The following is a 25483-nucleotide window of genomic DNA, read 5'->3' as shown; positions in this document are numbered from 1 at the left end:
CGGGTCGGTGGTGGCGGGCGGGGTCAGCGGGCGCGGTTCAGCGTCTGGAGGGCGGCCTTGAGCAGCGCGCCCACCTGCGGCGTGCCGCCGGCGGCCTCGGCCTGCGGCGCCACGGCGGAGACGGCCTCGTCGGCCTCCCGGGTGGCGTACCCGAGGCCGATCAGGGCGGCGTGCAGCTGGTCGCGCCAGCCGGTGCTGACCGGCGCGCCGACGGCGGGGGCACCGATGGGCTCGCCGAGCCGGTCCTTCAGCTCCAGGAGCAGCTTCTGCGCGCCCTTCTTGCCGATGCCGGGGACGGCGGTGAGCGCCTTCTCGTCTCCGGTGGAGACGGCTCTGCGCAGGGCGTCGGGCTGGTGCACGGCGAGCATGGCCTGGGCGAGGCGGGGTCCGACGCCGCTGGCGGTCTGGAGCAGCTCGAAGACCTGGCGCTCGTCGTCGTCGGCGAAGCCGTAGAGGGTGAGCGAGTCCTCGCGGACGACGAGGGAGGTGGCCAGCCTGGCGGGCTTGCCGAGCCGCAGGGTGGAGAGCGTGTTCGGCGTGCACTGGACGGCCATGCCGACGCCGCCGACCTCGACCACCGCGGCGTCGGGGGCGAGGGCGGCGACGGTGCCGCTGACGAAGGCGATCATGTCGTACGGCCTTTCGGGACGTGCGGGGTGCGGGGGGCGCGGGACGCGTGCAGGGCCGCGGCCTGCTGGAGCCGGTTCTGGGCGGGGGCGCGCCAGATGTGGCAGATGGCGAGGGCGAGGGCGTCGGCGGCGTCGGCCGGCTTGGGCGGGGCGGCGAGCCGCAGCAGGCGGGTGACCATGGCACCGACCTGTGCCTTGTCGGCGCGGCCGCTGCCGGTGACGGCGGCCTTGACCTCGCTGGGGGTGTGCAGGGCGACGGGGATGCCGCGCCGGGAGGCGCACAGGATGGCGACGGCACTGGCCTGGGCGGTGCCCATGACGGTGCGGACGTTGTGCTGGCTGAAGACGCGCTCCACGGCGACGAACTCCGGCCGGTGCTCGTCCAGCCACTGCTCGATGCCCTGCTCGACGGCGACGAGGCGGTGGCCGAGGTCGGCGTCCGCGGGCGTGCGGACGACACCGACGCCGATCATGGTGAGCGGCCGGCCCGCGACGCCCTCCACGACGCCGACCCCGCAACGGGTCAGCCCCGGGTCCACCCCCAGTACGCGCACGCTCTGCCCACCCCTCTCGCCGATCACCTGTTTGTGCAGGCTATCGGGTGCCACCGACAAAGCGACGGGCCGACGGGTTGTGTCCCCGTCGGCCCGCTGAGCACAGGGCTCGGCCTATGCGTCCACCTTCTCCATGACCTCGTCGCTCACGTCGAAGTTGGCGAAGACGTTCTGCACGTCGTCGCTGTCCTCCAGGGCGTCGATGAGCCGGAAGATCTTCCGGGCGCCCTCCTCGTCCAGCTCGACCTGCATGGTCGGGACGAAGTTGGCGTCGGCCGACTCGTAGTCGATGCCCGCCTCCTGGAGGGCGGTGCGGACCGCGACCAGGTCGGTGGCCTCGCTGAGCACCTCGAAGGACTCGCCGAGGTCGTTGACCTCCTCCGCTCCCGCGTCCAGGACGGCGTCGAGAACGTCGTCCTCACCCAGCTCGCCCTTGGGCACGATCACGACGCCCTTGCGGTTGAACAGGTACGACACCGAGCCCGGGTCGGCCATGGAGCCGCCGTTGCGGGTCATGGCGACGCGGACGTCGGAGGCGGCGCGGTTGCGGTTGTCGGTGAGGCACTCGATGAGCACCGCGACGCCGTTGGGGCCGTAGCCCTCGTACATGATCGTCTCGTAGTCGGCGCCGCCGGCCTCCAGGCCGCCGCCGCGCTTGACCGCTGAGTCGATGTTCTTGTTCGGGACCGACTGCTTCTTCGCCTTCTGGATGGCGTCGTACAGCGTCGGGTTGCCCTCGATGTCGACGCCGCCCATGCGCGCCGCGACCTCGATGTTCTTGATCAGCTTCGCGAAGAGCTTGCCGCGCTTGGCGTCGATCACGGCCTTCTTGTGCTTCGTCGTAGCCCATTTAGAGTGGCCGGACATCTGCCTGTCTCCTTCGCGTAACCCATCTCCTGCAACGAACGCAGGAATCCTACAAGGACTGAGCGGCCCGGTTCGCGCGCACCATGTCGGCGAAGAGCCGGTGCACGCGGTGGTCGCCGGTCAGTTCCGGGTGGAACGAGGTGGCCAGCGCGTTGCCCTGGCGGACGGCGACGATGTGGCCGTCGTGCTCGGCGAGCACCTCGGCGGCGGCGCCCACGGACTCGACCCAGGGGGCGCGGATGAAAACGGCCTCCACGGGATCGCCCTCGACGCCCCGGACGTCGACGGCGGCCTCGAAGGACTCGTTCTGCCGCCCGAAGGCGTTGCGGCGCACGATCATGTCGATGCCGCCGACCGTCTCCTGCCCGGAGCGGGGGTCGAGGATCTTGTCGGCCAGCATGATCATGCCGGCGCAGGTGCCGTAGACGGGCATGCCGTCCCGCACGCGCGCGCGGAGGGGTCCCATCACGCCGAAGAGGACGGCGAGCTTGGAGATGGTGGTGGACTCACCGCCGGGGATGACCAGGCCGTCCACCTCGGCGAGTTCTTCGGGGCGCCTCACCGGCCTGGCCACGGCGTCGGCCACGGCCAGGGCGACGAGGTGCTCCCGTACGTCGCCCTGGAGGGCCAGGACGCCGATGACGGGGGTGTCACTCATGGGTCGGGAGCCCTACCAGCCGCGGTTGGCGTAGCGCTCGGTCTCGGGGAGGGTGTCGCAGTTGATGCCGACCATGGCCTCGCCGAGGTTGCGGGACGCGTCCGCGATGATCTTCGGGTCGTCGTAGAAGGTGGTCGCCTTCACGATGGCGGCGGCGCGCTTGGCCGGGTCGCCGGACTTGAAGATGCCGGAGCCGACGAAGACGCCCTCGGCGCCGAGCTGACGCATCAGCGCGGCGTCGGCCGGGGTGGCCACACCGCCGGCCGAGAAGAGGACGACCGGCAGCTTGCCCAGCTGGGAGACCTCCTTGACCAGCTCGTAGGGGGCGCGCAGCTCCTTGGCGGCGGCGTACAGCTCGTTGTTGTCGTAGCCGCGCAGCCGGGCGATCTCGTTCTTGATCTGGCGCAGGTGGCGGACGGCCTCGACGACGTTGCCGGTGCCGGCCTCGCCCTTGGAGCGGATCATCGCGGCGCCCTCGGCGATCCGGCGCAGGGCCTCGCCCAGGTTGGTGGCGCCGCAGACGAAGGGGGTGGTGAAGGCGAACTTGTCGCTGTGGTTGACCTCGTCGGCCGGGGTGAGGACCTCGGACTCGTCGATGTAGTCGACGCCGAGGGACTGAAGGACCTGGGCCTCGACGAAGTGGCCGATGCGGGACTTGGCCATCACGGGGATGGAGACGGCGCCGATGATGCCCTCGATCATGTCCGGGTCGGACATCCGGGCCACGCCGCCGTCCTTGCGGATGTCGGCGGGGACGCGCTCCAGGGCCATGACGGCCACGGCGCCCGCGTCCTCGGCGATCTTCGCCTGCTCCGGCGTGACGACGTCCATGATGACGCCGCCCTTGAGCTGCTCGGCCATGCCGCGCTTCACGCGGGCGGTGCCGGTCTCGGATGCCTGGTTTTCGGGGAGCGTGCTGGACACGGGTACCTCGCTGAGGAGAAGGGGGGTTTGTGCAGCAACGAGGAAACGCGAGGCGAGCAGGCCACAGCAAGGGCCAATGAGTAGCCGGTGGATCGTTTTCGTCCCCCTGGCGTTACGCCGCCCGCTCCACCAGGGCGGCCGGCGACTCGTCGTCCATCTCGAAGGCGAGCGGGAAGGGCGCGTGCCCGGCGAGGCGGAACCAGCGGACCTTGCGGTGCTCGCGCAGTCTGCGGGCGGCTCCCACCGCGTCGTTGTGGAAGCGCCGGGCCATCGGCACCCGCCGCACGGCCTCGGCGAGTTCGTGGGCCGCCGCCTCTCCCCCGGGCGCCTCGCGCAGGGCGTCCACCTGGTGCGCGTCGGCGAAGACGGCGCGCAGGGCCTGGCTCAGCTCGCTCTCGGCGACCTCCCGCAGCTCCTCCTCGGCCTGCCGGGCGGCGTGTGCGGCCTCGTAGAGGACCATGGAGGCGGCCGGGTCGAGCACGCCGGAGGTGGCGAGTTCCTGGGCCACGGACGCCCTGCGCAGCAACTGCGCGTCCAGGGCGGCACGGGCGGCGTCGATCCGGGCGTGCAGCCGGTCCAGGCGGCCCGCCGTCCAGCTGAGGTACAGGCCGACGGCGACGAGGACGACCAGGATCCAGATGAGGGTTGCGGTCACGGGCCGCAACCCTATCGGTGGGCCGCGCGGGCCGAGTGCGGCCGGTGGGCGCCGGTGCGCTCGGAGGACGCCGTGCGTCCGGTAGGCGCCCTGCGCTCGGAGGACGCCGTGCGTCCGGTGGGCGCCCTGCGCTATGAGGACGCCGTGCGTCCTGGGGGCGTCGTGCGCGCCCGTAGCCTCCCGCACGCCGGTGACTCGGTGCGCGACGTGTCTCCGGCCGCGACGACGGCCCTGTGGCCTGCCGGACGGCCGCGCCCGCCCGTGCACGCCGGACGGTCGCCCCGCGCCTGCGGGCCGACCGCGCTCGACGGTGGCCTGGCGGTACCGGCCCCGGTCGGCCCCGTGCCCAGCAGTGGCCGTACGCGCGCGTGGGCTCGTGCGCGCCCGTGGGCCGGTGCGGGCCGGCGGGTCATTCCCTCACCAGGTCGAAGCGGGCCCGCAGGCCCGTCGCGCGGTGGGCAGGCGCCGCCGGTGGCCCCCTGTACGGCGGCGGCTCACTCCCCGCCAGGAGGAAACGAACCCCCGGGCCTGCCGCCCGGAGGGCAGGCGCCGCCAGTGAACGGGCGCCGCCGGTGAACGGGCGCCGCCGGTGAACGGGCGCCGCCGGTGAACGGGCGCCGCCGGTGAACGGACGCTGCCGGTGAGCAGGAGCCACCGCAGGCCCGCGTACGGCGGCGTGTCAGTCCCCCGCCGCCCGGAGGGCAGGCGCCGCCGGTGAGCGGGCGCTGCCGGTGAGCGGGCGCTGCCGGTGAGCAGGCGCCGCCGCAGGCCCGCCTACGGCGGCGTGTCAGTCCCCCGCCGGCCCGAAGCGGCCCGCAGGCCCGTGGCCGGCGAGCAGGCGCCGCCGATGGCCCCGTGTGAGCCGGTGGTCAGTCCCGCGCCAGGCCGAAGCGGGCCCGCAGGCCCGTCGCGCGGTCGTCCGTCGCCACGGCCGCCGCTCCGGCGGTGACCGTCTCGTAGACGGACAGGATGTCCGCGCCCACGGTGGACCAGTCGAAGCGCCGTACGTGGGCGCTGCCCCGCTCCGTCAGCGCGGCACGGCGGTCAGGGTCGGCCAGCAGGCGTACGGCCGCGTCGGCCAGGGCGTCGGCGTCCTCGTTGGGGAAGAGTTCACCGGCCGCCCCCTGGTCGAGGACCTGGGCGAAGGCGTCCAGGTCGGCGGCGAGGACGGGGGCGCCCGCCGACATGGCCTCGACGAGGATGATGCCGAAGCTCTCGCCGCCGGTGTTGGGCGCGACGTACAGGTCGACGCTGCGCAGGAAGCGGGCCTTGTCCTCGTCGCTGATCATGCCGAGGAACTCCACGCGGGACCGCAGTTCCTTCGGCAGGCTCTCGACCGCCTCCTCCTCGTCGCCCCGGCCGGCGACCAGGAGCCGGGTCTGCGGACGGGCGGCGAGGATCTTGGGCAGCGCCCGCATGAGCACCGGCAGGCCCTTGCGGGGCTCGTCGATGCGCCCTATGAAGCCGATCGTGTCGCCCTGCCACTCGGGTTTGGGCTCCGCGTCGGCGAAGAAGTCGACGTCGACGCCGTTGGGGATGACGACCGCGTCGCCGCCCAGGTGCTCGACCAGGGTGCGGCGGGCATACTCGCTCACCGCGATCCGGGCGCTGATCTTCTCCAGGGCGGCCTGGAGGATCGCGTACGCGGCGATCATCGCGCGGGAGCGGGGGTTGGAGGTGTGGAAGGTGGCCACGATCGGGCCCTGCGCCGCCCAGCAGGTCAGCAGGCCCAGCGAGGGCGAGGTCGGCTCGTGGATGTGGATGACGTCGAAGGCGCCCTCGTGCAGCCAGCGCCGGACCCGGGCCGCCGACAGGAAGCCGAAGTTCAGCCGGGCCACCGAGCCGTTGTACGGCACCGGCACCGCGCGGCCCGCGGAGACGACGTACGGGGGCAGCGGGGTGTCGTCGTCGGCCGGGGCGAGGACGGACACCTCGTGGCCGAGCCGGATGAAGTACTCGGCGAGGTCCCGGATGTGGAACTGGACGCCGCCCGGCACGTCCCAGGAGTACGGGCAGACGATGCCGATCCTCACTGGGCGCCCCGCTCGCGAGCCCCCGGCGCCTTGGCCGGGTCGAGATCCTTGAGCCACAAGCGCTGCAGCATGTGCCAGTCCTCCGGGTGGTCGGCGATCCCCGTGGCGAAGGCGTCGGCCAGCGCCTGTGTCATGACAGACGCCTTCTCGGCCCGGGTGCCTGACTCGGGCACCTCGACCGGCGGGTGGACGCGGCCCTGCATCACGGGCGAGTCGTCGTACCAGAGCGTCACCGGCAGCAGCAGCGCGCCCGTCTGCTGGGCGAGCAGGGCGGGGCCCGCCGGCATCCTGGCGGTCTCGCCGAAGAACTCGACCTCCACGCCGGAGGCGGACAGGTCGCGGTCGGCGACCAGGCAGACCAGACCCCCGTCGCGCAGCCGTCGCGCCAGCGTGCCGAAGGCGGTGCCGCCGCTGTGCGGCAGGACCTCCATGCCGAGGCCCTCGCGGTAGGCGACGAAACGGTCGTACAGCGTCTCCGGCTTGAGGCGCTCGGCGACGGTGGTGAACGGGATGCCGAGCTTCGTGGTGACCCAGGCGCCCGCGAGGTCCCAGTTGGCCAGGTGCGGCAGGGCGAGTATCACGCCCTTGCCGGCGTCCATGCCGTCGGTGAGGTGGTGCAGGTCCTTGGGGGCGAAGCCGCCCTTGATCCGCTCGGTGCTCCACGCGGGGAGCCGGAAGGACTCCATCCAGTAACGCAGGTACGAGCGCATGCCCGCGCGCGAGAGGGCGGCGAGCCGCTCGGGGCTCGCACCGGGCACCACGCGCGCGTAGTTGCTCTCCAGGCGGCGCACCCCCGCGCCGCGCTGCTTCCACGCGATGTCGGCGATGGTGCGGCCGAGGCGCACGGCGGCGGGTTCGGGGAGCTTCTTCACGGTGCCCCAGCCGGCGCCGTACAGACCGTCGGTCAGCCGGTCCCGAGCGCTCACTTGGCCGCCTCGGTGCCCTGGCTGTCCTGCGCGGCGGCGTCCGCCTCCGCGGCCTCACGGCGGACCGTGACGACGCGCTGGACCAGCGTGACGAGGCTGCCGACGGCGACGATCCACAGGGCGACCGGCAGCAGGTACTGGATGCCGGGGACGCCGAACTTGTGCAGCCCGGCGATTCCGGCGGCGACCAGCGAGATGACGAGGCGCTCGGCGCGCTCGACCAGTCCGTTGACGGCCACCGGCAGGCCGATCGCCTCGCCGCGCGCCTTGGTGTACGACACCACCTGCCCGCTGGCGAGGCAGAAGATCGACACGGCGCACAGCACGTTGTCGTCGCCACCGCCCGCGTACCAGAGGGCGAGGCCGCCGAAGATCGCGCCGTCGGCGACCCGGTCGAGGGTGGAGTCCAGGAACGCGCCCCAGCGGCTGGAGCGGCCCAGCTGGCGGGCCATGTTGCCGTCGACCAGGTCGGAGAAGACGAAGAGCGTGATCACCACCGTGCCCCAGAAGAACTCACCCATGGGGTAGAAGACCAGCGCACCCGCGACCACACCGGCGGTGCCGATCAGCGTGACCGTGTCCGGGCTGACGCCCCGGCGGATGAGAAACGCGGCGAACGGTGTGAGGACACGCGTAAAAAATGCACGCGCGTACTTGTTCAGCATGGCCTTCCCGACGGTCGGTGTGCGCCGCGGCCCTCGCTGGCCACCGGCTGGCCCATCGTAGTCACGCGCGCACGTGGGCGGTGGCCGGGCACCCGGAGCCGTGGGCGAGCGGCCGGTGGGCGCCGGGATCGGGTCCTTCGTATGGACGCGGCGTGACGGGAGTGGAAAGCTCGAAGGACCGCGGGCGTCGCCGGAGCCGCCAGTGCACGCGGTCCCGCGTGTCCGCGCCCACAGTGACCTCACCGTGCACGGGAGGCAAGGACATGGGCGACAAGGCACACACCCATACCGGAGCCGCCGGAAGGGCAACGGCGGCCGACCACCCCACGTCCGTGAGGAACGTGGTGCTGGTCGGCCACTCCGGCTCGGGCAAGACGACCCTGGTGGAAGCTCTCGCGCTGACGGCGGGAGCGGTGAACCGGGCGGGCCGCGTGGAGGACGGCGGCTGCGTCTCGGACTACGACGACATGGAGCACCGCCAGCAGCGCTCCGTACAGCTCTCCCTGGTGCCGGTCGAATGGGACGGCATCAAGATCAACCTGCTGGACACACCCGGATACGCCGACTTCGTCGGTGAGCTGAGGGCCGGTCTGCGCGCGGCGGACGCGGCCCTCTTCGTCGTCTCGGCCTCCGACGGCGTGGACGGCGCGACCCGCATGGTCTGGGAGGAGTGCGCCGCCGTCGGCATGCCGCGCGCCATCGTGATCACGCACCTGGAGGCCGCCCGCGCGGACTTCGAGGAGATGACGCGGATCTGCGCGGAGGCCTTCGGCGGCGACGACCCCGACGCCGTACTGCCGCTGTACCTCCCGCTGCACGGTCCGCCCGCCCCCGACGGACACGCGCCCGTGACGGGGCTCGTGGGGCTGCTGTCGCGGAAGCTGTTCGACTACGCGTCCGGCGAGCGCGTGGCATCGGAGCCCGGCGAGGCGGAGCTGCCGCAACTCGACGAGGCCCGCTCGCTGCTGATCGAGGGGATCATCTCGGAGAGCGAGGACGAGACCCTCATGGAGCGCTATCTGGGCGGCGAGCAGGTCGACGTCAAGACGCTCATCGAGGATCTGGAGCGCGCCGTCGCGCGCGGGGTGTTCTTCCCCGTGCTGGCCGCCGCCCCCGCCGCCGACGGCGCCCGGCAGGGGCTGGGCACGGTCGAGCTGCTGGAACTGATCACGCGCGGCTTCCCGACGCCCCTGGAGCGCACCGCGCCGCGGGTCACCACCCCGGAGGGCGCCGGGCGCGAACTGCGGATGTGCGACCCGGAGGAGTCGCTGGTCGCGGAGGTCGTCAAGACGTCCTCCGACCCGTACGTCGGCCGGATCTCGATGGTCCGCGTCTTCTCCGGCACCCTGCGCGCCGACCAGACGGTGCACGTGTCCGGGCACGGGATGACCGACCGCGGGCACGAGGACCACGACGTCGACGAGCGGATCGGCGCCCTGTCGACGCCGTTCGGCAAGCAGCAGCGGCCGGTCTCGCACGTGATCGCGGGCGACCTCGCCTGCGTGGCCAAGCTGACCCGCGCGGAGACCGGGGACACCCTCTCGGCCAAGGACGACCCGCTGCTGATGGCCCCCTGGGAGATGCCCGACCCGCTGCTGCCGCTCGCCATCGAGGCGCACAGCAAACCCGACGAGGACAAGCTCTCCCAGGGCCTGGCCCGGCTGGTCGCCGAGGACCCGACGATGCGCCTGGAGCACAACCAGGACACCCACCAGGTCGTCCTGTGGTGCCTGGGCGAGGCCCACGCCGACGTGGCCCTGGAACGGCTGCGCAGCCGTTACGGCGTCCAGGTCGACGTCGTACCCCACCGGGTCGCCCTGCGCGAGACGTTCGGCGGCCGGGCGGCCGGGCGCGGGCGGCACGTCAAGCAGTCCGGCGGGCACGGGCAGTACGCCATCTGCGAGATCGAGGTGGAGCCGCTGCCGGGCGGCTCGGGCATCGAGTTCGTGGACAAGGTCGTCGGCGGCGCCGTGCCAAGGCAGTTCATCCCGTCCGTCGAGAAGGGCGTACGCGCGCAGGCCGCCAAGGGCGTCGCCGCGGGCCATCCGCTGATCGACGTGCGGATCACGCTGCTGGACGGCAAGGCGCACTCGGTGGACTCCTCCGACGCCGCGTTCCAGACCGCGGGCGCGCTGGCGCTCAGGGAGGCCGCGGCCGAGGCCAGGATCCATCTGCTGGAGCCGGTCGCCGAGGTGAGCGTGCTGGTCGGCGACGACTACGTGGGCCCGGTCATGAGCGACCTGTCCGGACGGCGCGGCAAGGTGCTGGGCACCGAGCAGACCAGCGGCGGCCGGACCCTCGTCAGGGCCGAGGTGCCCGAGATCGAGATCGGCCGCTACGCCGTGGACCTGCGCTCCCTCTCGCACGGCACCGCCCGCTTCGACCGCCGCTACGCCCGGCACGAACCGATGCCGGCGCAGGTCGCGGACCGGCTCCGCGAGGAGGTCCGGGTGGCCTCCTGACCGAGCCCGGCCCTCCGGTGCGGCCCGCCCGCACCGGAGGACCCGGCTCCGCGCGCCGGCGTCCCCGGCACGGCGCACGACGGCGCGTTCGAGGGTCAACCCGCGCGCGTGGGGGCGCCTTTGGCGGTCCCGTGACGCACGACGGTGCAGGCGGATACGCTGATGACCAGATCAACAGGTGTGCGGGGCAGGGAAGTCGGGAAGGCCGCAGGAGCGACAGTGGTGGCGATCGGGGGCGGGAATGACCGTTGACGGCGGTTACGCGGACTTCTTCGGACCGCAGGTGCCGCGCACGGACGACGGCGGCCAGACGGCCACCTTCGCGCTGGCCTCGGCCGCCTACCGCGACAGCGAGGCCGACGAGATACTCAAGGCCAACAGCGAATGGCACAAGTCGGCCGTGAGCAAGCCCCGGATCAAGTTGTTCCGGCCCAATCTCGGCGAGGCGTACTCCCGGGCGATCATCGACCGGATGCTGGGCCCCAAGCGGGCCCCGCTCATCCAGTCCTTCGGCACCCAGCCGCAGGTCGTCGTGGAGCACAGCCTCGCGGCGCACCGCATACGCAGGGACCGGGACAACTGGCTCAGTGCGGTGATGGTGCTGTGCGGGCTGCTCTTCCTGCCCGGGCTGCTGATCTGGCTGCTCGTCTTCCAGATCCGCACCACCGTCGCCCGGCGCGAGGACAAGCGGGCCGGCGCGCTCGCCACCGCGCTGCTCCTCGCGATGGCGGTCCTCGCCGTGCTCTTCCTGCTCAAGATGCCCTTCAGCGGCTTCTGGGCCTGGTACGCACGCGCCTGCGTCGTCGCCCCGGTGATCGGCTGGTTCTGGGCCAAGCGGATCTGCGAGCGCACGGCGCGGGACCTCCGGGAGCGCTGGAGCGGCCTCCTGTCCGGCGCCGGCGTGGGCGCGAAGGTGCCCGAGGCGGTGCCGAGCAGCCCCGGCGAGACGGCCGCGGAGGAGCTGCGGCAGTCGCTGGCCCGGCTCAGCGCCGAGCAGCAGTCCAACTCCGTCTTCTACGCCGGTCCCAAGGGCATCCTCGGCATGGGCACCCGCTGGGGCAACTGGCAGCTCGCCGAGGAGCTGGTCCCCGTCGACCCGGACCGGGAGATCAACCCGTTCCGCAGCTGGGACGTCGTCAAGGCCATCCACGACCGGCTGCGCATGCTGGAGCGCGGCCCGCTGCACACCGGCGGCTTCACCAAACCGACCGTGCGGCACTGGATCGTGACCCCGATCGGTGAGAACGCCGACTCGGTGTCCCGGCCCGAGGGCACGGACGTGGAGGCGTACCAGGTCAAGCCGCACGCGATACAGGAGATCTGCGACAAGCAGCAGTTCGGCGCGGGCGACCGGCACTACCTGGGCGTGCAGTGGACCCTGTGGGACGGCCAGTTGGTCATCTCCATGCTGATCACGGTGACGGTGCTGCACGAGACGCTGCGCATCGAGGTCACCGGGCACGCCCTGGGGCCGGTGCACTCCCTGTTCACCAGCAAGCCGGCGGCCAAGGAGAAGACGGTCCAGAAGTCCGTCAGGTTCTGGGAGACCCGCACGGTGAAGCTCCCGCTGGTCGACACCGACGAGGTGGTGCGGCTGGCCGCGCGGGCCCCGCTGACCTGGTACCCCCCGCTGCTGTACTGGCTGGGCGGCAAGCTCACGCTGCCGGAGCCCTTCGGCGTGCGGCACGCCTGGGCGGACCGGCCGTGGCGGCACCGCTTCATGGCCGACGACGCGCTGCGCGCGGCCACGCCGGTGCTGCGGGCGGTGCACTCGGCGGCGATCAAGGTGCTGAAGGAGAACGGCGTGGACACGGAGAAGTTCGGTGCCCGCGCGGGCGGCCTGAGCGGGGCGGTGCAGGAGGCGACGCCGAAGAAGGCGGACGTCTACGACGCGTAGGCCTCCGGCGGTCGGGCGGGGGTATTGGGGTGGGCGTCCCTGGGGGCTGCGCCCCCAGACCCCGCTTCGGCCTGGACGGCCTCGTCCTCAAACGCCGGACGGGCTGGTCGGTCCTCCCCTCGGCCGAGGGCTAAGCCGTCGGCCAGGCCTCCGCCAGCATCTTGCGGGTGTCGCCCAGGAGCTGGGGCAGGACCTTGGTGTGGCCGACGACCGGCATGAAGTTCGTGTCGCCGCCCCAGCGGGGCACGACGTGCTGGTGGAGGTGGGCGGCGATGCCCGCGCCGGCCACCGTGCCCTGGTTCATGCCGATGTTGAAGCCGTGGGCGCCGGACGCGGTGCGCAGCGCCGTCATCGCCTGCTTGGTCAGCTCGGCCAGCTCCGCGGTCTCCACGGTGTTCAGCTCGGTGTAGTCGGCGACGTGGCGGTAGGGCACGGTCATCAGGTGGCCGCCGTTGTACGGGTACAGGTTGAGCACCGCGTACACGTGCTCCCCGCGCCGGACGATCAGACCGTCCTCGTCGGACTTGGCCGGGATCGAGCAGAAGGGGCAGCCGTCGTCGGCGCCCGGGCCGCTCGGCTTGTTCTCGCCCTGGATGTAGGCCATCCGGTGGGGCGTCCACAGACGCTGGAACGCGTCCTGCGTCCCCACTCCCAGCTGCTGCTCCGGCTCACTCGTCATGCGTGCAGCATATGGCGTCGCCCAGGGCGGCCGGGAAAGGCCCCCGGGATCTCCCGGGGGCCCCTCACACCTGTCGGACCGGGCGATCAGACCTGCGCCCGCTCCTCGACGACCTTGGCGATCTTCGCGATGGCCTCGTCGGCGGGGATGCCGTTCTCCTGGGAGCCGTCGCGGTAGCGGAAGGAGACCGCGCCGTTCGCCATGTCCTCGTCGCCCGCGATGACCATGAAGGGCACCTTCTGCTTCTGGGCGTTGCGGATCTTCTTCTGCATGCGGTCGGAGGACGAGTCGACCTCGACGCGCAGGCCCTGCCTCTTGGCGTCCGCGGCGAACTTCTCCAGGTACTCGATGTGCGCGTCGCCGATCGGGATGCCCACCGCCTGCACCGGGGCGAGCCATGCCGGGAAGGCGCCCGCGTAGTGCTCGAGGAGCACCGCGAAGAAGCGCTCGATGGAGCCGAACAGCGCGCGGTGGATCATGACCGGGCGGGTCTTGGTGCCGTCCGCGGCCGTGTACTCCAGGTCGAAGCGCTCCGGCAGGTTGAAGTCGAGCTGGATGGTCGACATCTGCCAGGTGCGGCCGATGGCGTCCTTGGCCTGGACGGAGATCTTCGGGCCGTAGAACGCGGCGCCGCCGGGGTCCGCCACGAGCTCCAGGTTCTGCTTCTCGGCGACCTGGCGCAGCGTCTCGGTGGCCTCTTCCCAGGCCTCGTCGGAGCCGACGAACTTCTCCGGGTCCTTGGTGGACAGCTCCAGGTAGAAGTCGTTCAGGCCGTAGTCCCGCAGCAGGTTCAGGACGAAGGTGAGCGTCTTGTCGAGCTCCTCGGACATCTGCTCGCGGGTGCAGTAGATGTGCGCGTCGTCCTGGGTGAAGCCGCGGGCCCGGGTCAGGCCGTGCACGACGCCCGACTTCTCGTACCGGTACACGGTGCCGAACTCGAACAGGCGCAGGGGCAGCTCACGGTAGGAACGGCCGCGCGCGTCGAAGATCAGGTTGTGCATCGGGCAGTTCATGGGCTTGAGGTAGTAGTCCACGCCCTCGTCGAGCTGCATGGGCGGGTACATGCCGTCCGCGTACCAGTCCAGGTGGCCCGAGGTCTCGAAGAGCTTCCCCTTGGTCGCGTGCGGGGTGTAGACGAACTCGTAGCCCTCCTCCTCGTGGCGGCGGCGCGAGTAGTCCTCCATGACCCGGCGGATGATGCCGCCCTTGGGGTGGAAGACGGCGAGGCCGGAGCCGATCTGCTCCGGGATGGAGAACAGGTCCAGCTCGTTGCCGAGCTTGCGGTGGTCGCGCTTCTCGGCCTCGGCGAGGAACTCCAGGTGCGCCTTCAGCTCGTCCTTGGTGGGCCAGGCGGTGCCGTAGATGCGCTGGAGCATCGGGTTCTTCTCGCTGCCGCGCCAGTAGGCGGCGGCGTTGCGCATGAGCTTGAACGCCGGGATGTTGCGGGTGGTGGGCAGGTGCGGGCCCCGGCAGAGGTCCTTCCAGCACAGGTCGCCGGTCTTGGCGTCCAGGTTGTCGTAGATCGTCAGCTCGCCGGCGCCGACCTCGACGTCCGCGCCGTCGTCGTGCGAGGCGGAGCCCTTGAGGCCGATCAGCTCCAGCTTGTACGGCTCGTCGGCGAGCTCGGTGCGGGCCTCGTCGTCGGTGACCACGCGGCGGGAGAACTTCTGCCCCCGCTTCTGGATCTCCTGCATCTTCTTCTCGATGGCCTTGAGGTCATCGGGGTGGAAGGGCTTCTCGACGTCGAAGTCGTAGTAGAAGCCGTCCTTGACCGGCGGGCCGATGCCCAGCTTGGCCTCGGGGAACAGCTCCTGCACGGCCTGCGCCATGACGTGCGCGGTGGAGTGGCGCAGGATGTTCAGACCGTCCTCGGAGGAGATCTCGACGCCTTCGACGGTCTCGCCGTCCCGCACCTCGTGGGCGAGGTCCTTGAGCTCCCCGGACACACGGGCGGCGATGATCGAGCGCTCGCCGGCGAAGAGCTCGGCGGCCGTAGTGCCCGTCGTCACCACGCGTTCTTCCCGCTCGGAATCCCGCTGGATGATCACACGGACGTCTGACACCGGTCTCTCCTGACTGAAGGTGGGGCCGCGGCGCCATACCGGAGCGCACGCATGGGGGCGATCGTACCGACCCCGGGCCACCCAGCGCGAAATCAGTCCCCGCAGTCCCCTCCGTCGCCGCAGGTCTCCTCGAGGAACGCCGCGACCTCCACGTGTTCCTGGACGGCCTTCAGCAGCCGGTCCCGCTCCGCGTCGTCGACCTGTACGGGGGTGATCTCGCAGGCGCCGGTGAGCCGGCGGAACCCGCCCCGGCTCTCCAGCCGCCCGAGCACCCGTACCGGCAGCCCGACGAGGTGGGCGTGCCCGGCGATCCGGTAGCCCTCCTCGTCCAGCGCGACCCGCACGTGCGGCACCTCGGCCCCGGCCAGCACCCGCAGCCGTACGGTGCCCGTGCCGCGTGGTCCGGGCCGGCGCATGCGGACGACGGTGCCGGTGATGCGCACCGGCACGGAGGGCTCCGCGCGCAGGTAGCGGGCGGCGGCCTCGCGCAGGGCGGGCAGGTCTCCGGGGGTGAACTCGACGGGTTCGGCGAGGGCTCCGCAGCCCTCGGGTACGCCCGCGGCCGGCGCCCAGCCGACGGCGATCCGGGCTCCCTCGCTGCCCCGGACCAGGGCGACGAGCGACTCGGCCAGTTCGTGGCTGACGCCGGCGGCGACGGCCGCGTCGAAGGCCTCCATGCCGCCGGTGGCCCGCCGGTAGTCGACGGCCTCACGGGCGGCGTACAGGGCCTGGTGGAGGCGTACGGCGAGGGGGCGCCCGGTGCCGACCGGCAGGAACGCCGTGAGCAGGCGGCCGCCGGGGGCGGGGCCCACCAGGACGTTCTCCAGGGCCGCGCCGGCGGCTCGCCGGTGCCGGGCGCCGTAGTAGCCGGCACGCGCGCGCGTGGCGAGTGCTCCGGCGAGCAGCATCCGGCGGGCGGCGGAGCGCAGCCGCTCCTCCGCGGTCCAGGACGCGCTGTCTCCGGGCCCTGCCGGGATGTCGCGTTCCCAGCGGATCTCGTCGCTGGGGACGGTGAGGGAGAGCAGGATCTCGCGGGCGGCGGGCGTGCCGCTGCGGGACAGGGCGAGCAGCGCCTCGGCGAGCAGGTCGTCGCTGTCGGGGAAGGCACGGCTGGCGGGCACCAGGAGGCTGGTGGCGCCGGCCGCCGGGCCGGGCGGGGTCCAGCGGCCGTAGCGGCCCGGGGCGCCGCCGCGGCGCCGCCAGCCGTGCCGGTGGAGCAGAGCGGTCAGCACGGCCGGGTCGACGGTGCCGGACTCGGGCGGGCGGCCGTCCCCGAGGGGGTCGTCGAGGGCGTCGGCCGGGTGCGGCCGTACCGGCCGCAGGGGTCCGACGGACCGCCGGGGTTCGCCGGCCGGGCGGTGCGTCATGGTCTTCCTCCCGTCCCGACCCGCGTCATGATCTCGCACAGCGCCCGGTCGTCGAAGATCCGCGCGGTCGGTATCCGCACGGTGGTGCGCCGCCGTCCGGTGACGGGGTGTCCGGCGAGGTTGGTCCAGTAGCAGCAGTGCCTGAGGTCGAGCCGGTCGTGGCCGGCGCGCAGCCACTGGTCCCGGGAGCGGGGGACGATCATCACGACCAGGATCTTGTGCACCGACACCGGGGTGCGGGCGAGCTTCGCCAGGTGGTCGTTGTCCAGGGTGAAGGAGAAGAAGCGGCCCGCCGGGTGGGGCGGGAGCTGGTACGTCGCCTTCAGCTGCACCTTGATGGTGACCTCGTCGTCGACGGTGTGGCCGGGGGCGCTGTGGCTGACGTGCCAGTCGATGCCGTTGTCCGGGAAGGGCTGGGAGAGCGAGCAGCCCGCCGCGGCGGCGACGGCGTGGAGGTAGCCGACCTGCAAGGTCTCCATGCAGGCGGTGGTGGCGAGTGAGCCGCGTGAGGGCGCGGTGCGCTCCGGAAGCAGCCCGCCCCGTTCGGGCTGCGCAATGGCCATGACCAACAGCCTTCCAGAACTGGTGAATCCCCGCTGCGGGTCTGTGAACTGCAAAGACCCGTACTCCTGTTGTGTCCTTCCGGCGTACGGCGCAAACAGCCCGGGTATCACCGAACCGGGACAAGGGACGGCGCGTCAGCTGCCGCGCTCGGACGAGGAGTTGAGTGCCCTATGACGAGCTGGTTCGAGGGGCCGCTGGCCGCCTTCGACACGGAGACCACGGGTGTGGACATCGAGACCGACCGGATCGTGTCGGCGGCCCTCGTCGTCCAGGACGCGCCGGGACTGCGGCCGCGGGTGACCCGGTGGCTGGTGAACCCGGGCGTGCCGGTGCCGGAGGCGGCGACGGCGGTGCACGGGCTGACCCAGGAGCACGTGGAGCGGCACGGCCGGTGGCCGGCGCCGGTGATGTACGAGATAGCGGAGGCGCTGACCGAGCAGGCCCGGGCCGGGCGGCCGCTCGTGGTGATGAACGCGCCGTTCGACCTGACCCTGCTGGACCGGGAGTTGCGCCGGCACCGGGCCTCGTCGCTGGGCCGCTGGCTGGAGCGGACGTCGCTGCACGTGCTGGACCCGCGGGTGCTGGACAAGCAGCTGGACCGCTACCGCAAGGGCCGTCGTACTCTCACGGATCTGTGCGCGCACTACTGCGTGGAGCTGGAGGGCGCGCACGACGCGGCGGCCGACGCCCAGGCGGCGCTGGAGGTCGTACGGGCGGTGGGGCGCCGCTTCCAGGCCCGCCTCGAACGCCTCTCCCCCGCCGAACTGCACACGTTGCAGGCGGTGTGGCACGCGGGTCAGGCGCGAGGGTTGCAGGCGTGGTTCGCGCTCAACGGCAGCGAGGAGGCCGTGGACCCGGCCTGGCCCCTGCGACCCGACCTGCCGGCGGCGGCGTGAACCTTCGTTCCCGGCCCGCGTGAACGCCGGGGCGGGGGTGTGGGCGGCGGAGCCCCCACCACGCGCGGCGAAGCCGCGCAGAAACGACGAAGCGACGTGGTCCGCATGGTCTGCGGACACACGTCGCTGTCGTGAGGGTGGGCGATACTGGGTTCGAACCAGTGACCTCTTCGGTGTGAACGAAGCGCTCTCCCACTGAGCTAATCGCCCGGGAACGGACTGAACAATACAGGGCCCGGCACGCTTCCTTCAAACCGCGTTCAGGTGGGCGGCGAGGCCGCGCCGTCCGGCCCGCATCATGAGGCGGTGGTTGGCCCGGAACAGCGGTCGCCCGGGCACGGCGAGGCGGCGCAGCAGCGGCTTGCCGACGACGACCTCCTGGTCGTAGCGGACGACGGTGCCGGAGCCGCGCGGGGCGACCGTCCAGCGTGCCCAGCCCTCCATGTCGCCGCTCATCGCGACCTCCAGCACCCCTGCGGCGGGGTCCCGCCGCCCCTCCCGCACGGTCGTCCTCAGGTCGTACGGGAGGAGGGAGCGGACGCGGATGACGCCGGTGGTGTCGTCGATGCGGGTGACCTCGCGGACCTGGTGCCACCAGCGGGGGTAGTCCTCGATCCGTTCCAGGGCGCGGTAGACGTCCGGGGCGGGTGCGGGCAGCGGCCACAGGCTGCGGAAGCGGTAATGGTTCCAGTCCACCCGTGCAGTGTGCCCGCGCCCGCGTCCCACGCGGGTCCGCTACGGCATCCTGTCCCCCAGGAGTGCGAGGTTCTCGATGGCGGCGAGGCCGTAGAGGGCGGTGTCGTTGGTGGACACCCAGCTCGCCTCGCTGCCCGGGACCAGGGCGGCGGGGCCGGTCAGCTTCTCCGTCCTCCAGGGTGCCGACTCCTTGTAGCCGTCGGAGTCGTAGAACTTCTGCCACGCGCGCGTGGCGAGCTTCTCGTCGCCGGTGCGTACGGCGGCGTAGGCGTCGAGGCGCGAGTGGCCCTGGAAGAGGATGAGGCTGCCGAAGTTGGCGCCGTAGCGTTCGGCCTGTTCCGTCTTGCTGGCGTTGAAGTAGCGGCAGTAGTCGTAGTACGCCGCCTCGAACTTCGGCATGTCGACGAGGTCGATCAGTTCGGCGCACAGTTCGTTCAGGCCGAAGACGGCGGAGAGGTGGGAGACCTCGACCTTCGGGGTGTCGGCGACGGCGAACTTCCCGGTGTCGAGGTCGTACAGGCCGCTGCCCTGGACGAAGCCGTTGGGCTGGGCGGCGATGGTCTCCATGGTGGACAGGACGCGGTCCCTGGCCTTCTCCCACTTGGGGCCCTTGCGTTCCCACTCGGTGAGCCAGGCCGAGACCAGGCCGCTCCAGTCGGTGCCGAAGCCGATCGAGAGGGCGTTGCGGTCGGGGGTGTAGGGCTCGGTGCGGATCTTGCGGAGCGGGTCGAGGGCGAGGAAGGTCTCGTCGGAGTCGACGTTGGCGCGCATGAGGTCGCCGACGCGTTCGTCGGCGGTGAGGAAGTAGTAGAAGCGCCGGTAGGTGGTGTTGGCGATGCGCTGCTGCTTGGCGCTGTCGGCGTAGTGCTGGACGCCGTGCCGGGTGCCGAGGCCGGCCCATTCGCCCAGGTGGTAGACGTCGACCTCGCCGGTGTGCCGGGTCATGGCCTCGGCGAAGCGGAAGATGTCGGCGCGGCCGGAGCGCAGGTAGGCGTACCAGAGCCAGAGGTCCGGGGAGAGTTCGGAGTTGTCCCAGGCGTAGCCGCCGATGTCGTACCGCCAGGTGTGCCGGGCGGCGTCGTAGGTGTGCATGATGTCGCCGTAGTCCCAGAAGCCGTACCAGCGGCGCTGCTCCACCTGGCCCCTGTAGTAGGTGAAGAGGAAGTCGAGGTGGTCCTCGATCTTCGCCTTGGCGGGGGTGGAGCGGTCGGGTTCGGAGTAGAGGCCGGGGCCGAAGACCTTGGCCCTGATGAGCTGCTTGGGCGGGGCGGCGAGTTGCGGCAGGACGCGCACGGCCTCGATCTGTTCGGCGAGCTTCTCGGCGCTCGGGGTGGCGGCGTTGGCCCAGAGGAGCAGTTCCGAGGTGCGGGCGATGCCGTAGGGGGTGCCGAACTCCGGTTCGTAGTCCTCGTAGGTGATGTTGAGGCCCTCGAGCTGTTCGGGGAAGGTGTCCTGGCCCATGCCGTCGTGGTAGAAGCGCAGGTCCATGGGCTGGGCCTCGGGCGACCAGAGCCAGAGGGTGACCTCGGCCTCGTCGGTCTGGGCGTCGCGGATGTCGAGCTGGGCGGGGTGCTTCTCCCAGAAGTCGCGCAGCCCGAAGGAGAGGCCGCCGCTCGCGCCGCCGACGTAGCCGAAGCCGGAGGCGCGCCGTCCGCCGCCGGCGCCGATCCAGCCGTGGCCCTTCTTGGTGCGCTTGCGCAGGGTGAAGCCGTCGGCGGAGAGCTGGGAGAGGGTGTAGTCGCCCCATTCGGGGATGTACTTCAGGCGGGTGGTGACCCGTTGGTCCCAGGTGGCGGGGTCGGGCAGCCTCTCCCCGGCGAACTGGGCAGCCTGGACGGCGGCTCCCGGGTCGCGGCGCAGTCCGGTGATGCCCTTGACCGCCTCGCGGAGCAGTCCGGTGCCCTCGCCGCCGATGCGGACGTGGCGGTCGTAGGCCTCGTCGCGCATCGGGACGGTGAAGCGGACGCCGAGTCCGCGGATGAAGTCGCCGCTCGCCTTCCCGGGCTCCTGCGTCCCGTCGAAGGTGACGGTGTGCACCATGCGGAAGGAGTCGGCGCCCGCGTAGAAGTAGAGGCGGACGGAGAAGGGGAGCCAGCCGCGGTGGCCCTTGCGGTGCTTGCCGTCGATGCGGACGACGGCGCGGACCGGCCCGTCCTGCTCGACCTTCACCTCGTCGATGGCGCCGTCGAAGCGCTCGTACTTCACCGTGCCCCGGTCGCCGTCCTCGATCTCGGGCTGGCGCAGCAGGACGAGGCGGCCGTTCTTCGCGATCTCGGTGGAGCCCCGGACGACCGACTTGATCAGTGTTGATCCCGACTTGCCGATTCTCGCGGTGATGACGCCGGTCGATATGTCGATGGTGCCGCCGTGCCGGTCGACGGTGACCTTCCTGGCGGGGGCGGCGGGTGTGCCGGCGGCCAGGGTGAGCGTGCCGCTTCCGGAACCGACGGCGTGGGCCGTCCACTTGAGGGAGCCGTCGGGCCAGTACGCGAGCGGCCAGGACTGTACGGGGACGGACGTGCCGTCCGCGTCGGTGACGGCGAACGGCTGGTCCTCCCGGAAGGTGCCCTTCGGCCAGGGGACGCCGACGGTGGAGCCGGGGGCGGCGCCGAGGCCGCCGTCCTCGAGCCAGGTGAGGGTGACGGGGCTGTCGTCGGCGACCGGTGCGGCGGCGGGCGCGGCCTGGGCGCTCTTCGTGCCGAGCGCCCAGCTGAACTGCGCGGCGGCGCCGGCGACGGCGGCCGCCTTGAGGAGGGACCTGCGGGGGATGGGGGACATGGCCTTTCCTTTCCGTGCGAGTGTGCAGGGGTGTCAAGGGCATGACAGGTGGAGGTGCGGCGCTGGGGCGCCGACCTCGGGTGCGGAGGGGGGCGGCCGGGCACGGGGCCGCCCCGTCATCAGCGGCGCCGGTGGCGTTCCTCGACCGCCACGGCCGCCGCGGCGACGGCGCCCAGGACGGCGACGGCCAGCGGTGCGCTGAACCAGGCGGAGCAGACCACGACGGCCAGCCCGCCGACGAGGAGGAAGGAACCGGCGGGGTCGAGCACGGTGCGCCGGCCCGCCCGCGCGAGCAGCGACCGCCAGGAGGCGCCGGGGTGCCAGTCCGCCGCCGCGCGCAGCCCCGCGACGGCCGCGCCGATGAGGGCGAGGACGCCGACGGCGCCGACCAGCGGGCCGCCGGGCAGGCCGTCCCGCACGGCCCGTACGTCGATCCAGACGACCGCCGGGGCGGCCCACCCGGCGACCCCGACGAGCCAGCCGTGCCGCACCGCCGCCCGGAAGTCGGCGGCGAACTCCCGCCAGCCACCGCTCTCGTGGGCCAGCCGGCGCCCGAGATGCCGCGCGCCGGCCGCGAAGGCGGCGGGGTAGGTGACCAGCGGCAGCGCCGCCACCGCGATCCACACGCCGGTGAGCAGGCACTCGGCGAACAGGGCGAAGCCCTGGGCGAACCGGGACTCCCCCGGCTCCGTACGGGCCTCGGCACGCGCTTCGGTCATCGGAACCCCACCTCAGCCCTTCAGGCCGGACGTCGCCATGCCGTCGATCAGATAGCGCTGGAAGGCCAGGAAGAAGGCGAGGACCGGCAGCAGGGCGACCAGCGACATGGCGATCATGCCGCCGTAGTTCGCCAGGCCCTCCTGGTCCACGAACATCTTCAGGCCGAGGGAGATCGTGTACTTGCCGGGCTCGTTGAGGTAGATCAGCGGGCCCATGAAGTCGTTCCAGGAGTTGATGAAGGTGAAGATCGCGCTGGTGATCAGCGCCGGCCGGCACAGCGGCAGCACGATCGACCAGTAGATCCGCAGGTGCCCGCAGCCGTCGAGGCGGGCGGCCTCGTCCAGTTCCCTGGGCAGGTTGCGCATGAACTGCACCATCAGGAAGACGAAGAACGCCTCGGTGGCCAGGTACTTCCCCAGCAGCAGCGGGGTGTACGTGTTGATCATGTCCAGGTTGCGGAAGAGCACGTACTGCGGGATGAGCAGCACGTGGTACGGCAGCAGCAGGGTGCCGATCATCAGCGTGAACAGCAGGTTGCGGCCGGCGAACCTGATCCTCGCGAAGGCGTAGGCCGTCAGCGAGCAGGACACCACGATGCCGATCACGGAGCCGACGGCCAGGAAGAGCGAGTTGACGAAGAACGTGGAGATCGAGATGTCCGCGATGCCGTCGGCGAGGCTCGTGTAGTTGTCCGTGATCGGGTCGCCCGGGAAGAGGTCGAGGCTGCCGACGATGTCGCCGCTCTCCTTGAAGGAGCCGCCGATCACCCAGAGCACCGGGTAGAGGATGACGGCGAGGATCGCCAGCGACCCGAGGTGCCAGGCGAGCGACCCGGGCAGCCGGCGCCGGAGCGCGGCCGCCCTGGTGGACCGGGGCGGTGGGGCGCCGGTGGCCGGTGTGACGTCGGTGGCCTGCGCGCTCATCGGCCGCCCTCCTCGTAGTGCACCCAGCGCTTCTGGGACCAGAACAGCACCGCGGTGACCAGGGCGACCGCGACCAGCAGCATCCACGCCATGGCGGAGGCCAGGCCCATGCGGCTGTTCTCGAAGCCCTGGACGTACAGGTAGCAGGTGTAGACCATCGTGCCGTCCGCGGGACCGCAGGCGTTGCCTCCGGCGCCGCCGCCGACGATGTAGGCCGAGCTGAAGATCTGGAAGGAGTGGATGGTCTCCAGCAGGACGTTGAAGAAGAGGACCGGGGAGATCATCGGCAGGGTGATGTTCCAGAACTGCCGCAGCTTCCCCGCGCCGTCCACGTCGGCGGCCTCGTACAGCTCGCGCGGAACCTGCTTGAGACCGGCCAGGAAGATGACCATCGGGGCGCCGAACTGCCAGACGGTCAGCGCCACCAGGCTGTAGATGATCAGCTCCGGGTCGCCGGTCCAGCCGCCGGCGTCGATCCCGAAGAGCTGCTGGGTGCGGTCGACGACCGCGTCGTCCGAGAAGATCGCCTTCCACACGATGGCGACGGACACGCTCGCGCCGATCAGGGACGGCGCGTAGAAGGCGGCCCGGTAGAAGGCCTGTCCGCGCCTCTTCTGGGCCAGCAGCAGCGCGACGCCGAGCGCCGCGATCAGCTTGATCGGCGTGCCGACGACGACGTACCAGAGCGTGATCCTGACCGAGTGGCGCCAGCGCGGGTCGCCGAACATCTCGGAGAAGTTGTCCAGGCCGATCCACCTGGGGGCGTCGAACAGGTTGTAGTCGGTGAACGCGAAGTAGAGCGAGGCGGCCATCGGGCCGGCCGTCAGCAGCAGGAACCCGGCGATCCAGGGGGACATGAAGAGGTATCCGGCCAGGTTCTCCCGGCGGCGCCGCCGCTTCAGCTCGGCGGGGCGCGGGGACTTCACCGGGCCGTGCCGCGGCTCGGGGGCCGTCCGGCCCTCCAGCGCGGGGGCGTGTGTCACGGCGCTTCCCATCAGCCGGCGAGAGCCGTCTTCGACTCGGTGAAGAACTGCTCGACGGCCTCCTCGACGGACCGCGAGCCGAGCGCCATCTCCTCGGCGATGCGCAGGAACGCGGCTTCGCAGATGTCGGCGCCGTTGGGGTGCGGGGTGATCTGCTCCAGGACGCCGGCCTCGACGAGCGACTCCTCGTAGGCGGCGATGGCCTTGTTGACCGGGTCGGTCGGGCGGTAGGCGTCGTACTGGGCCTGTGTGGTGGGGACACCGCGGTCGTAGCCCATGATCTTGGCGACCTCGGGGTCGTGGACCATGAAGTCGATGAACCGGGCGACCTCCTTGGGGTGCTCGGTGCGCTTGTAGCCGCTGAGCATCAGCGAGCCGAGGTACTGGCCGGTCCGCTTGCCGTCCGTGGTCGGGATGGGCGCGAGTCCGTACTCGCTCTTGCCCTCGGAGGTGTAGCGGACGGTGAAGTTGTCCCAGGTGAACTCACTGCCGGCGAGTTCCGCGGAGAGGGCCGACTTGGGCTTGATCTGGGCGACCTTCTTGGGGTCGGCGAACAGGCCGGTCTGCACGCCCTTCTCCGCCTTGGTCCACCAGGTGGTCAGGTCCGCCTCGGTGAAGCCGAGTCCGTCCTCGGTGAAGAAGGCCTTGCCGTTCTGGCGGAGGTACAGGTCGTAGAGGTACATGACGCCGTACATGCCGCTGTCCCCGGCGCGGCCGGTCTTGTCCCGGACCTTGGTCATCGCCTCGTCGAAGTCGTCCCACGTCCAGCCCTGTTCGGGCTTGACGCCGGCCCGGGTGTAGACGGGCTTGTCGATGACCAGGGCCATCGAGTTGGAACCGACGGGCACGCCCAGGAGTTTGCCGTCGATCTCGCCGAACTTCTCCAGGCCCGCGCGGAATCCGTCCATGGAGAGGTTTCCCGCCTCGACCTGCCCGCTCAGGTCGAGCAGGACATTCTTGGCGTCGTATTTGCGGAGAAATCCAATGGCATTCTGGAAGACGTCCGGTGGATTGCCTCCGGAGGCCTGGGTGTTGAACTTCTTCCAGAAGTCGGTGTACGGCTGGAAGTCGGTCTTGACCTTGATCTTCGGATACTTCTTCTCGAAGAGCGCGATGGTCTTGTTGATGCGCTCGGCCCGGTCCTCGGCCCCCCACCAGGAGTAACGGATCGTCACCGTTCCGTCCCCGGAGCCGCTGCCGCCGCCGCACGCGGTGGCCGTGGCCCCGAGGCCGGCGACGGCCAGCGAGGCCCCCGCCGCCTTGAGGACCGTGCGCCTTCCGGCCTGCCGCTCCGCATTCCCGCCCTGCTGCATACGAGCCTCCCCGCGACGTCGCTTCCGCCTCATGAATCGTTTCAAGTAAGCGCTTGCTGGCACAAGGTACGGAGGGCCCGGGGGTGCGTCAATGATTCGGACAGGAATTGATGGACAGGGGTCACGGGCGGCTCGGCGCACCTCTCAGGAAATGCCGTCCGGCGCCCCGGAGAACCCACAGGTCGGCGCGGCGCGACCGACCGGCCGAACAGCCGCGGGGCCGCGGAGCGC

The 25483-nt window shown here is 71.7% G+C and carries 22 protein-coding genes and 1 tRNA gene; 3 read left to right on the top strand and 20 right to left on the bottom strand.

Annotation, left to right across the window (positions count from 1 at the left end; genetic code table 11):
- Positions 1–23 precede the first annotated feature (23 nt).
- From ruvA to pgsA, 9 genes are all read right to left on the bottom strand, one after another.
- Complete coding sequence (gene ruvA, locus Sco07f_RS25190) at positions 24–629, bottom strand: Holliday junction branch migration protein RuvA (RefSeq protein WP_042825788.1); 606 nt, start codon at positions 627–629, stop codon at positions 24–26.
- Positions 626–1183: a crossover junction endodeoxyribonuclease RuvC gene (gene ruvC, locus Sco07f_RS25185; protein ID WP_042825785.1), complete on the bottom strand. Its 558-nt coding sequence runs from the start codon at positions 1181–1183 to the stop codon at positions 626–628. Before ruvC ends, ruvA begins: the two co-directional genes overlap by 4 nt.
- Positions 1184–1297: 114 nt before the next feature.
- Positions 1298–2050 (bottom strand): YebC/PmpR family DNA-binding transcriptional regulator, encoded by a 753-nt coding sequence (locus tag Sco07f_RS25180; RefSeq protein ID WP_007447571.1) that lies wholly within the window; start codon positions 2048–2050, stop codon positions 1298–1300.
- Between the two features lie 49 nt (positions 2051–2099).
- A complete protein-coding gene (gene pdxT / locus Sco07f_RS25175) occupies positions 2100–2708 on the bottom strand; it encodes a pyridoxal 5'-phosphate synthase glutaminase subunit PdxT (RefSeq protein WP_108989268.1) in 609 nt (202 codons plus the stop codon).
- Between the two features lie 12 nt (positions 2709–2720).
- On the bottom strand, positions 2721–3632 hold the full coding sequence (gene pdxS, locus Sco07f_RS25170) for a pyridoxal 5'-phosphate synthase lyase subunit PdxS (RefSeq protein WP_007447573.1): 912 nt from the start codon (positions 3630–3632) through the stop codon (positions 2721–2723).
- A gap of 112 nt (positions 3633–3744) precedes the next feature.
- Positions 3745–4287 carry a membrane protein gene (locus Sco07f_RS25165; RefSeq protein ID WP_007447575.1) on the bottom strand — a complete coding sequence of 181 codons (543 nt, stop codon included), beginning with the start codon at positions 4285–4287 and terminating at the stop codon, positions 3745–3747.
- A gap of 869 nt (positions 4288–5156) precedes the next feature.
- A complete protein-coding gene (locus Sco07f_RS25160) occupies positions 5157–6320 on the bottom strand; it encodes a glycosyltransferase family 4 protein (RefSeq protein ID WP_108989267.1) in 1164 nt (387 codons plus the stop codon).
- The gene (locus tag Sco07f_RS25155) at positions 6317–7246 is read right to left on the bottom strand and encodes a phosphatidylinositol mannoside acyltransferase (protein ID WP_087791950.1); all 930 of its coding nucleotides are present in this window, start codon (positions 7244–7246) and stop codon (positions 6317–6319) included. Before Sco07f_RS25155 ends, Sco07f_RS25160 begins: the two co-directional genes overlap by 4 nt.
- The gene (gene pgsA, locus Sco07f_RS25150) at positions 7243–7911 is read right to left on the bottom strand and encodes a phosphatidylinositol phosphate synthase (protein ID WP_108989266.1); all 669 of its coding nucleotides are present in this window, start codon (positions 7909–7911) and stop codon (positions 7243–7245) included. Before pgsA ends, Sco07f_RS25155 begins: the two co-directional genes overlap by 4 nt.
- A gap of 263 nt (positions 7912–8174) precedes the next feature.
- Here pgsA and Sco07f_RS25145 point away from each other — a divergent pair, with 263 nt between their 5' ends.
- Positions 8175–10373: an elongation factor G-like protein EF-G2 gene (locus Sco07f_RS25145; protein ID WP_108989265.1), complete on the top strand. Its 2199-nt coding sequence runs from the start codon at positions 8175–8177 to the stop codon at positions 10371–10373.
- A 241-nt stretch (positions 10374–10614) separates the two neighbouring features.
- Positions 10615–12270, top strand: a complete 1656-nt coding sequence (locus Sco07f_RS25140) for an AbeC-like domain-containing protein (protein WP_007447604.1) — start codon at positions 10615–10617, stop codon at positions 12268–12270.
- A 130-nt stretch (positions 12271–12400) separates the two neighbouring features.
- On the opposite strand, the gene Sco07f_RS25135 is transcribed toward Sco07f_RS25140, so the two are convergent.
- From Sco07f_RS25135 to Sco07f_RS25120, 4 genes are all read right to left on the bottom strand, one after another.
- On the bottom strand, positions 12401–12949 hold the full coding sequence (locus Sco07f_RS25135) for an HIT family protein (RefSeq protein WP_054103140.1): 549 nt from the start codon (positions 12947–12949) through the stop codon (positions 12401–12403).
- Between the two features lie 86 nt (positions 12950–13035).
- A complete protein-coding gene (gene thrS / locus Sco07f_RS25130) occupies positions 13036–15012 on the bottom strand; it encodes a threonine--tRNA ligase (protein WP_108989264.1) in 1977 nt (658 codons plus the stop codon).
- A gap of 92 nt (positions 15013–15104) precedes the next feature.
- Positions 15105–16379, bottom strand: coding sequence for a hypothetical protein (locus tag Sco07f_RS25125; protein WP_108989263.1), 1275 nt, complete (start codon positions 16377–16379; stop codon positions 15105–15107).
- The gene (locus Sco07f_RS25120) at positions 16376–16942 is read right to left on the bottom strand and encodes a DUF4365 domain-containing protein (protein ID WP_054103143.1); all 567 of its coding nucleotides are present in this window, start codon (positions 16940–16942) and stop codon (positions 16376–16378) included. The genes Sco07f_RS25125 and Sco07f_RS25120 overlap by 4 nt, the downstream gene beginning before the upstream one ends.
- A 171-nt stretch (positions 16943–17113) precedes the next feature.
- Here Sco07f_RS25120 and Sco07f_RS25115 point away from each other — a divergent pair, with 171 nt between their 5' ends.
- Positions 17114–17839 (top strand): 3'-5' exonuclease, encoded by a 726-nt coding sequence (locus Sco07f_RS25115; protein WP_007447639.1) that lies wholly within the window; start codon positions 17114–17116, stop codon positions 17837–17839.
- 138 nt (positions 17840–17977) lie between these two features.
- On the opposite strand, the gene Sco07f_RS25110 is transcribed toward Sco07f_RS25115, so the two are convergent.
- The 7 genes from Sco07f_RS25110 to Sco07f_RS25080 all read right to left on the bottom strand — a co-directional run bounded on the left by Sco07f_RS25110 (position 17978) and on the right by Sco07f_RS25080 (position 25252).
- Positions 17978–18049: transfer RNA gene (locus tag Sco07f_RS25110), tRNA-Val, on the bottom strand.
- 39 nt (positions 18050–18088) lie between these two features.
- Complete coding sequence (locus Sco07f_RS25105; protein WP_007447630.1) at positions 18089–18535, bottom strand: SRPBCC family protein; 447 nt, start codon at positions 18533–18535, stop codon at positions 18089–18091.
- A gap of 39 nt (positions 18536–18574) precedes the next feature.
- A complete protein-coding gene (locus Sco07f_RS25100; protein ID WP_108989262.1) occupies positions 18575–21313 on the bottom strand; it encodes an exo-rhamnogalacturonan lyase family protein in 2739 nt (912 codons plus the stop codon).
- 119 nt (positions 21314–21432) lie between these two features.
- Entirely contained in the window at positions 21433–22032 is a 600-nt protein-coding gene (locus Sco07f_RS25095; RefSeq protein WP_108989261.1) for a hypothetical protein, read from the bottom strand.
- A 12-nt stretch (positions 22033–22044) separates the two neighbouring features.
- Positions 22045–22956 carry a carbohydrate ABC transporter permease gene (locus Sco07f_RS25090; RefSeq protein ID WP_108989260.1) on the bottom strand — a complete coding sequence of 304 codons (912 nt, stop codon included), beginning with the start codon at positions 22954–22956 and terminating at the stop codon, positions 22045–22047.
- Entirely contained in the window at positions 22953–23951 is a 999-nt protein-coding gene (locus tag Sco07f_RS25085; RefSeq protein WP_167468217.1) for a carbohydrate ABC transporter permease, read from the bottom strand. The genes Sco07f_RS25090 and Sco07f_RS25085 overlap by 4 nt, the downstream gene beginning before the upstream one ends.
- Entirely contained in the window at positions 23951–25252 is a 1302-nt protein-coding gene (locus tag Sco07f_RS25080; RefSeq protein ID WP_108989259.1) for an ABC transporter substrate-binding protein, read from the bottom strand. The genes Sco07f_RS25085 and Sco07f_RS25080 overlap by 1 nt, the downstream gene beginning before the upstream one ends.
- Positions 25253–25483: the final 231 nt, after the last annotated feature.

Source organism: Streptomyces coelicoflavus, from assembly GCF_003112555.1.
GTDB lineage: Bacteria > Actinomycetota > Actinomycetes > Streptomycetales > Streptomycetaceae > Streptomyces > Streptomyces coelicoflavus.
Note: the sequence above shows the minus strand (reverse complement) of the source record. Positions and strands in the feature narration are given on the sequence as shown.

Coding starts and splice junctions, on each gene's coding strand:
- Sco07f_RS25125 (WP_108989263.1), bottom strand. CDS start 16,379: ATGACGCACCGCCCGGCCGGCGAACCCCGGCGGTCCGTCGGACCCCTG.
- Sco07f_RS25115 (WP_007447639.1), top strand. CDS start 17,114: ATGACGAGCTGGTTCGAGGGGCCGCTGGCCGCCTTCGACACGGAGACC.
- pgsA (WP_108989266.1), bottom strand. CDS start 7,911: ATGCTGAACAAGTACGCGCGTGCATTTTTTACGCGTGTCCTCACACCG.
- Sco07f_RS25120 (WP_054103143.1), bottom strand. CDS start 16,942: ATGGCCATTGCGCAGCCCGAACGGGGCGGGCTGCTTCCGGAGCGCACC.
- Sco07f_RS25090 (WP_108989260.1), bottom strand. CDS start 22,956: ATGAGCGCGCAGGCCACCGACGTCACACCGGCCACCGGCGCCCCACCG.
- ruvA (WP_042825788.1), bottom strand. CDS start 629: ATGATCGCCTTCGTCAGCGGCACCGTCGCCGCCCTCGCCCCCGACGCC.
- Sco07f_RS25135 (WP_054103140.1), bottom strand. CDS start 12,949: ATGACGAGTGAGCCGGAGCAGCAGCTGGGAGTGGGGACGCAGGACGCG.
- Sco07f_RS25095 (WP_108989261.1), bottom strand. CDS start 22,032: ATGACCGAAGCGCGTGCCGAGGCCCGTACGGAGCCGGGGGAGTCCCGG.
- Sco07f_RS25180 (WP_007447571.1), bottom strand. CDS start 2,050: ATGTCCGGCCACTCTAAATGGGCTACGACGAAGCACAAGAAGGCCGTG.
- Sco07f_RS25085 (WP_167468217.1), bottom strand. CDS start 23,951: ATGGGAAGCGCCGTGACACACGCCCCCGCGCTGGAGGGCCGGACGGCC.
- pdxT (WP_108989268.1), bottom strand. CDS start 2,708: ATGAGTGACACCCCCGTCATCGGCGTCCTGGCCCTCCAGGGCGACGTA.
- Sco07f_RS25100 (WP_108989262.1), bottom strand. CDS start 21,313: ATGTCCCCCATCCCCCGCAGGTCCCTCCTCAAGGCGGCCGCCGTCGCC.
- Sco07f_RS25140 (WP_007447604.1), top strand. CDS start 10,615: ATGACCGTTGACGGCGGTTACGCGGACTTCTTCGGACCGCAGGTGCCG.
- Sco07f_RS25080 (WP_108989259.1), bottom strand. CDS start 25,252: ATGCAGCAGGGCGGGAATGCGGAGCGGCAGGCCGGAAGGCGCACGGTC.
- Sco07f_RS25145 (WP_108989265.1), top strand. CDS start 8,175: ATGGGCGACAAGGCACACACCCATACCGGAGCCGCCGGAAGGGCAACG.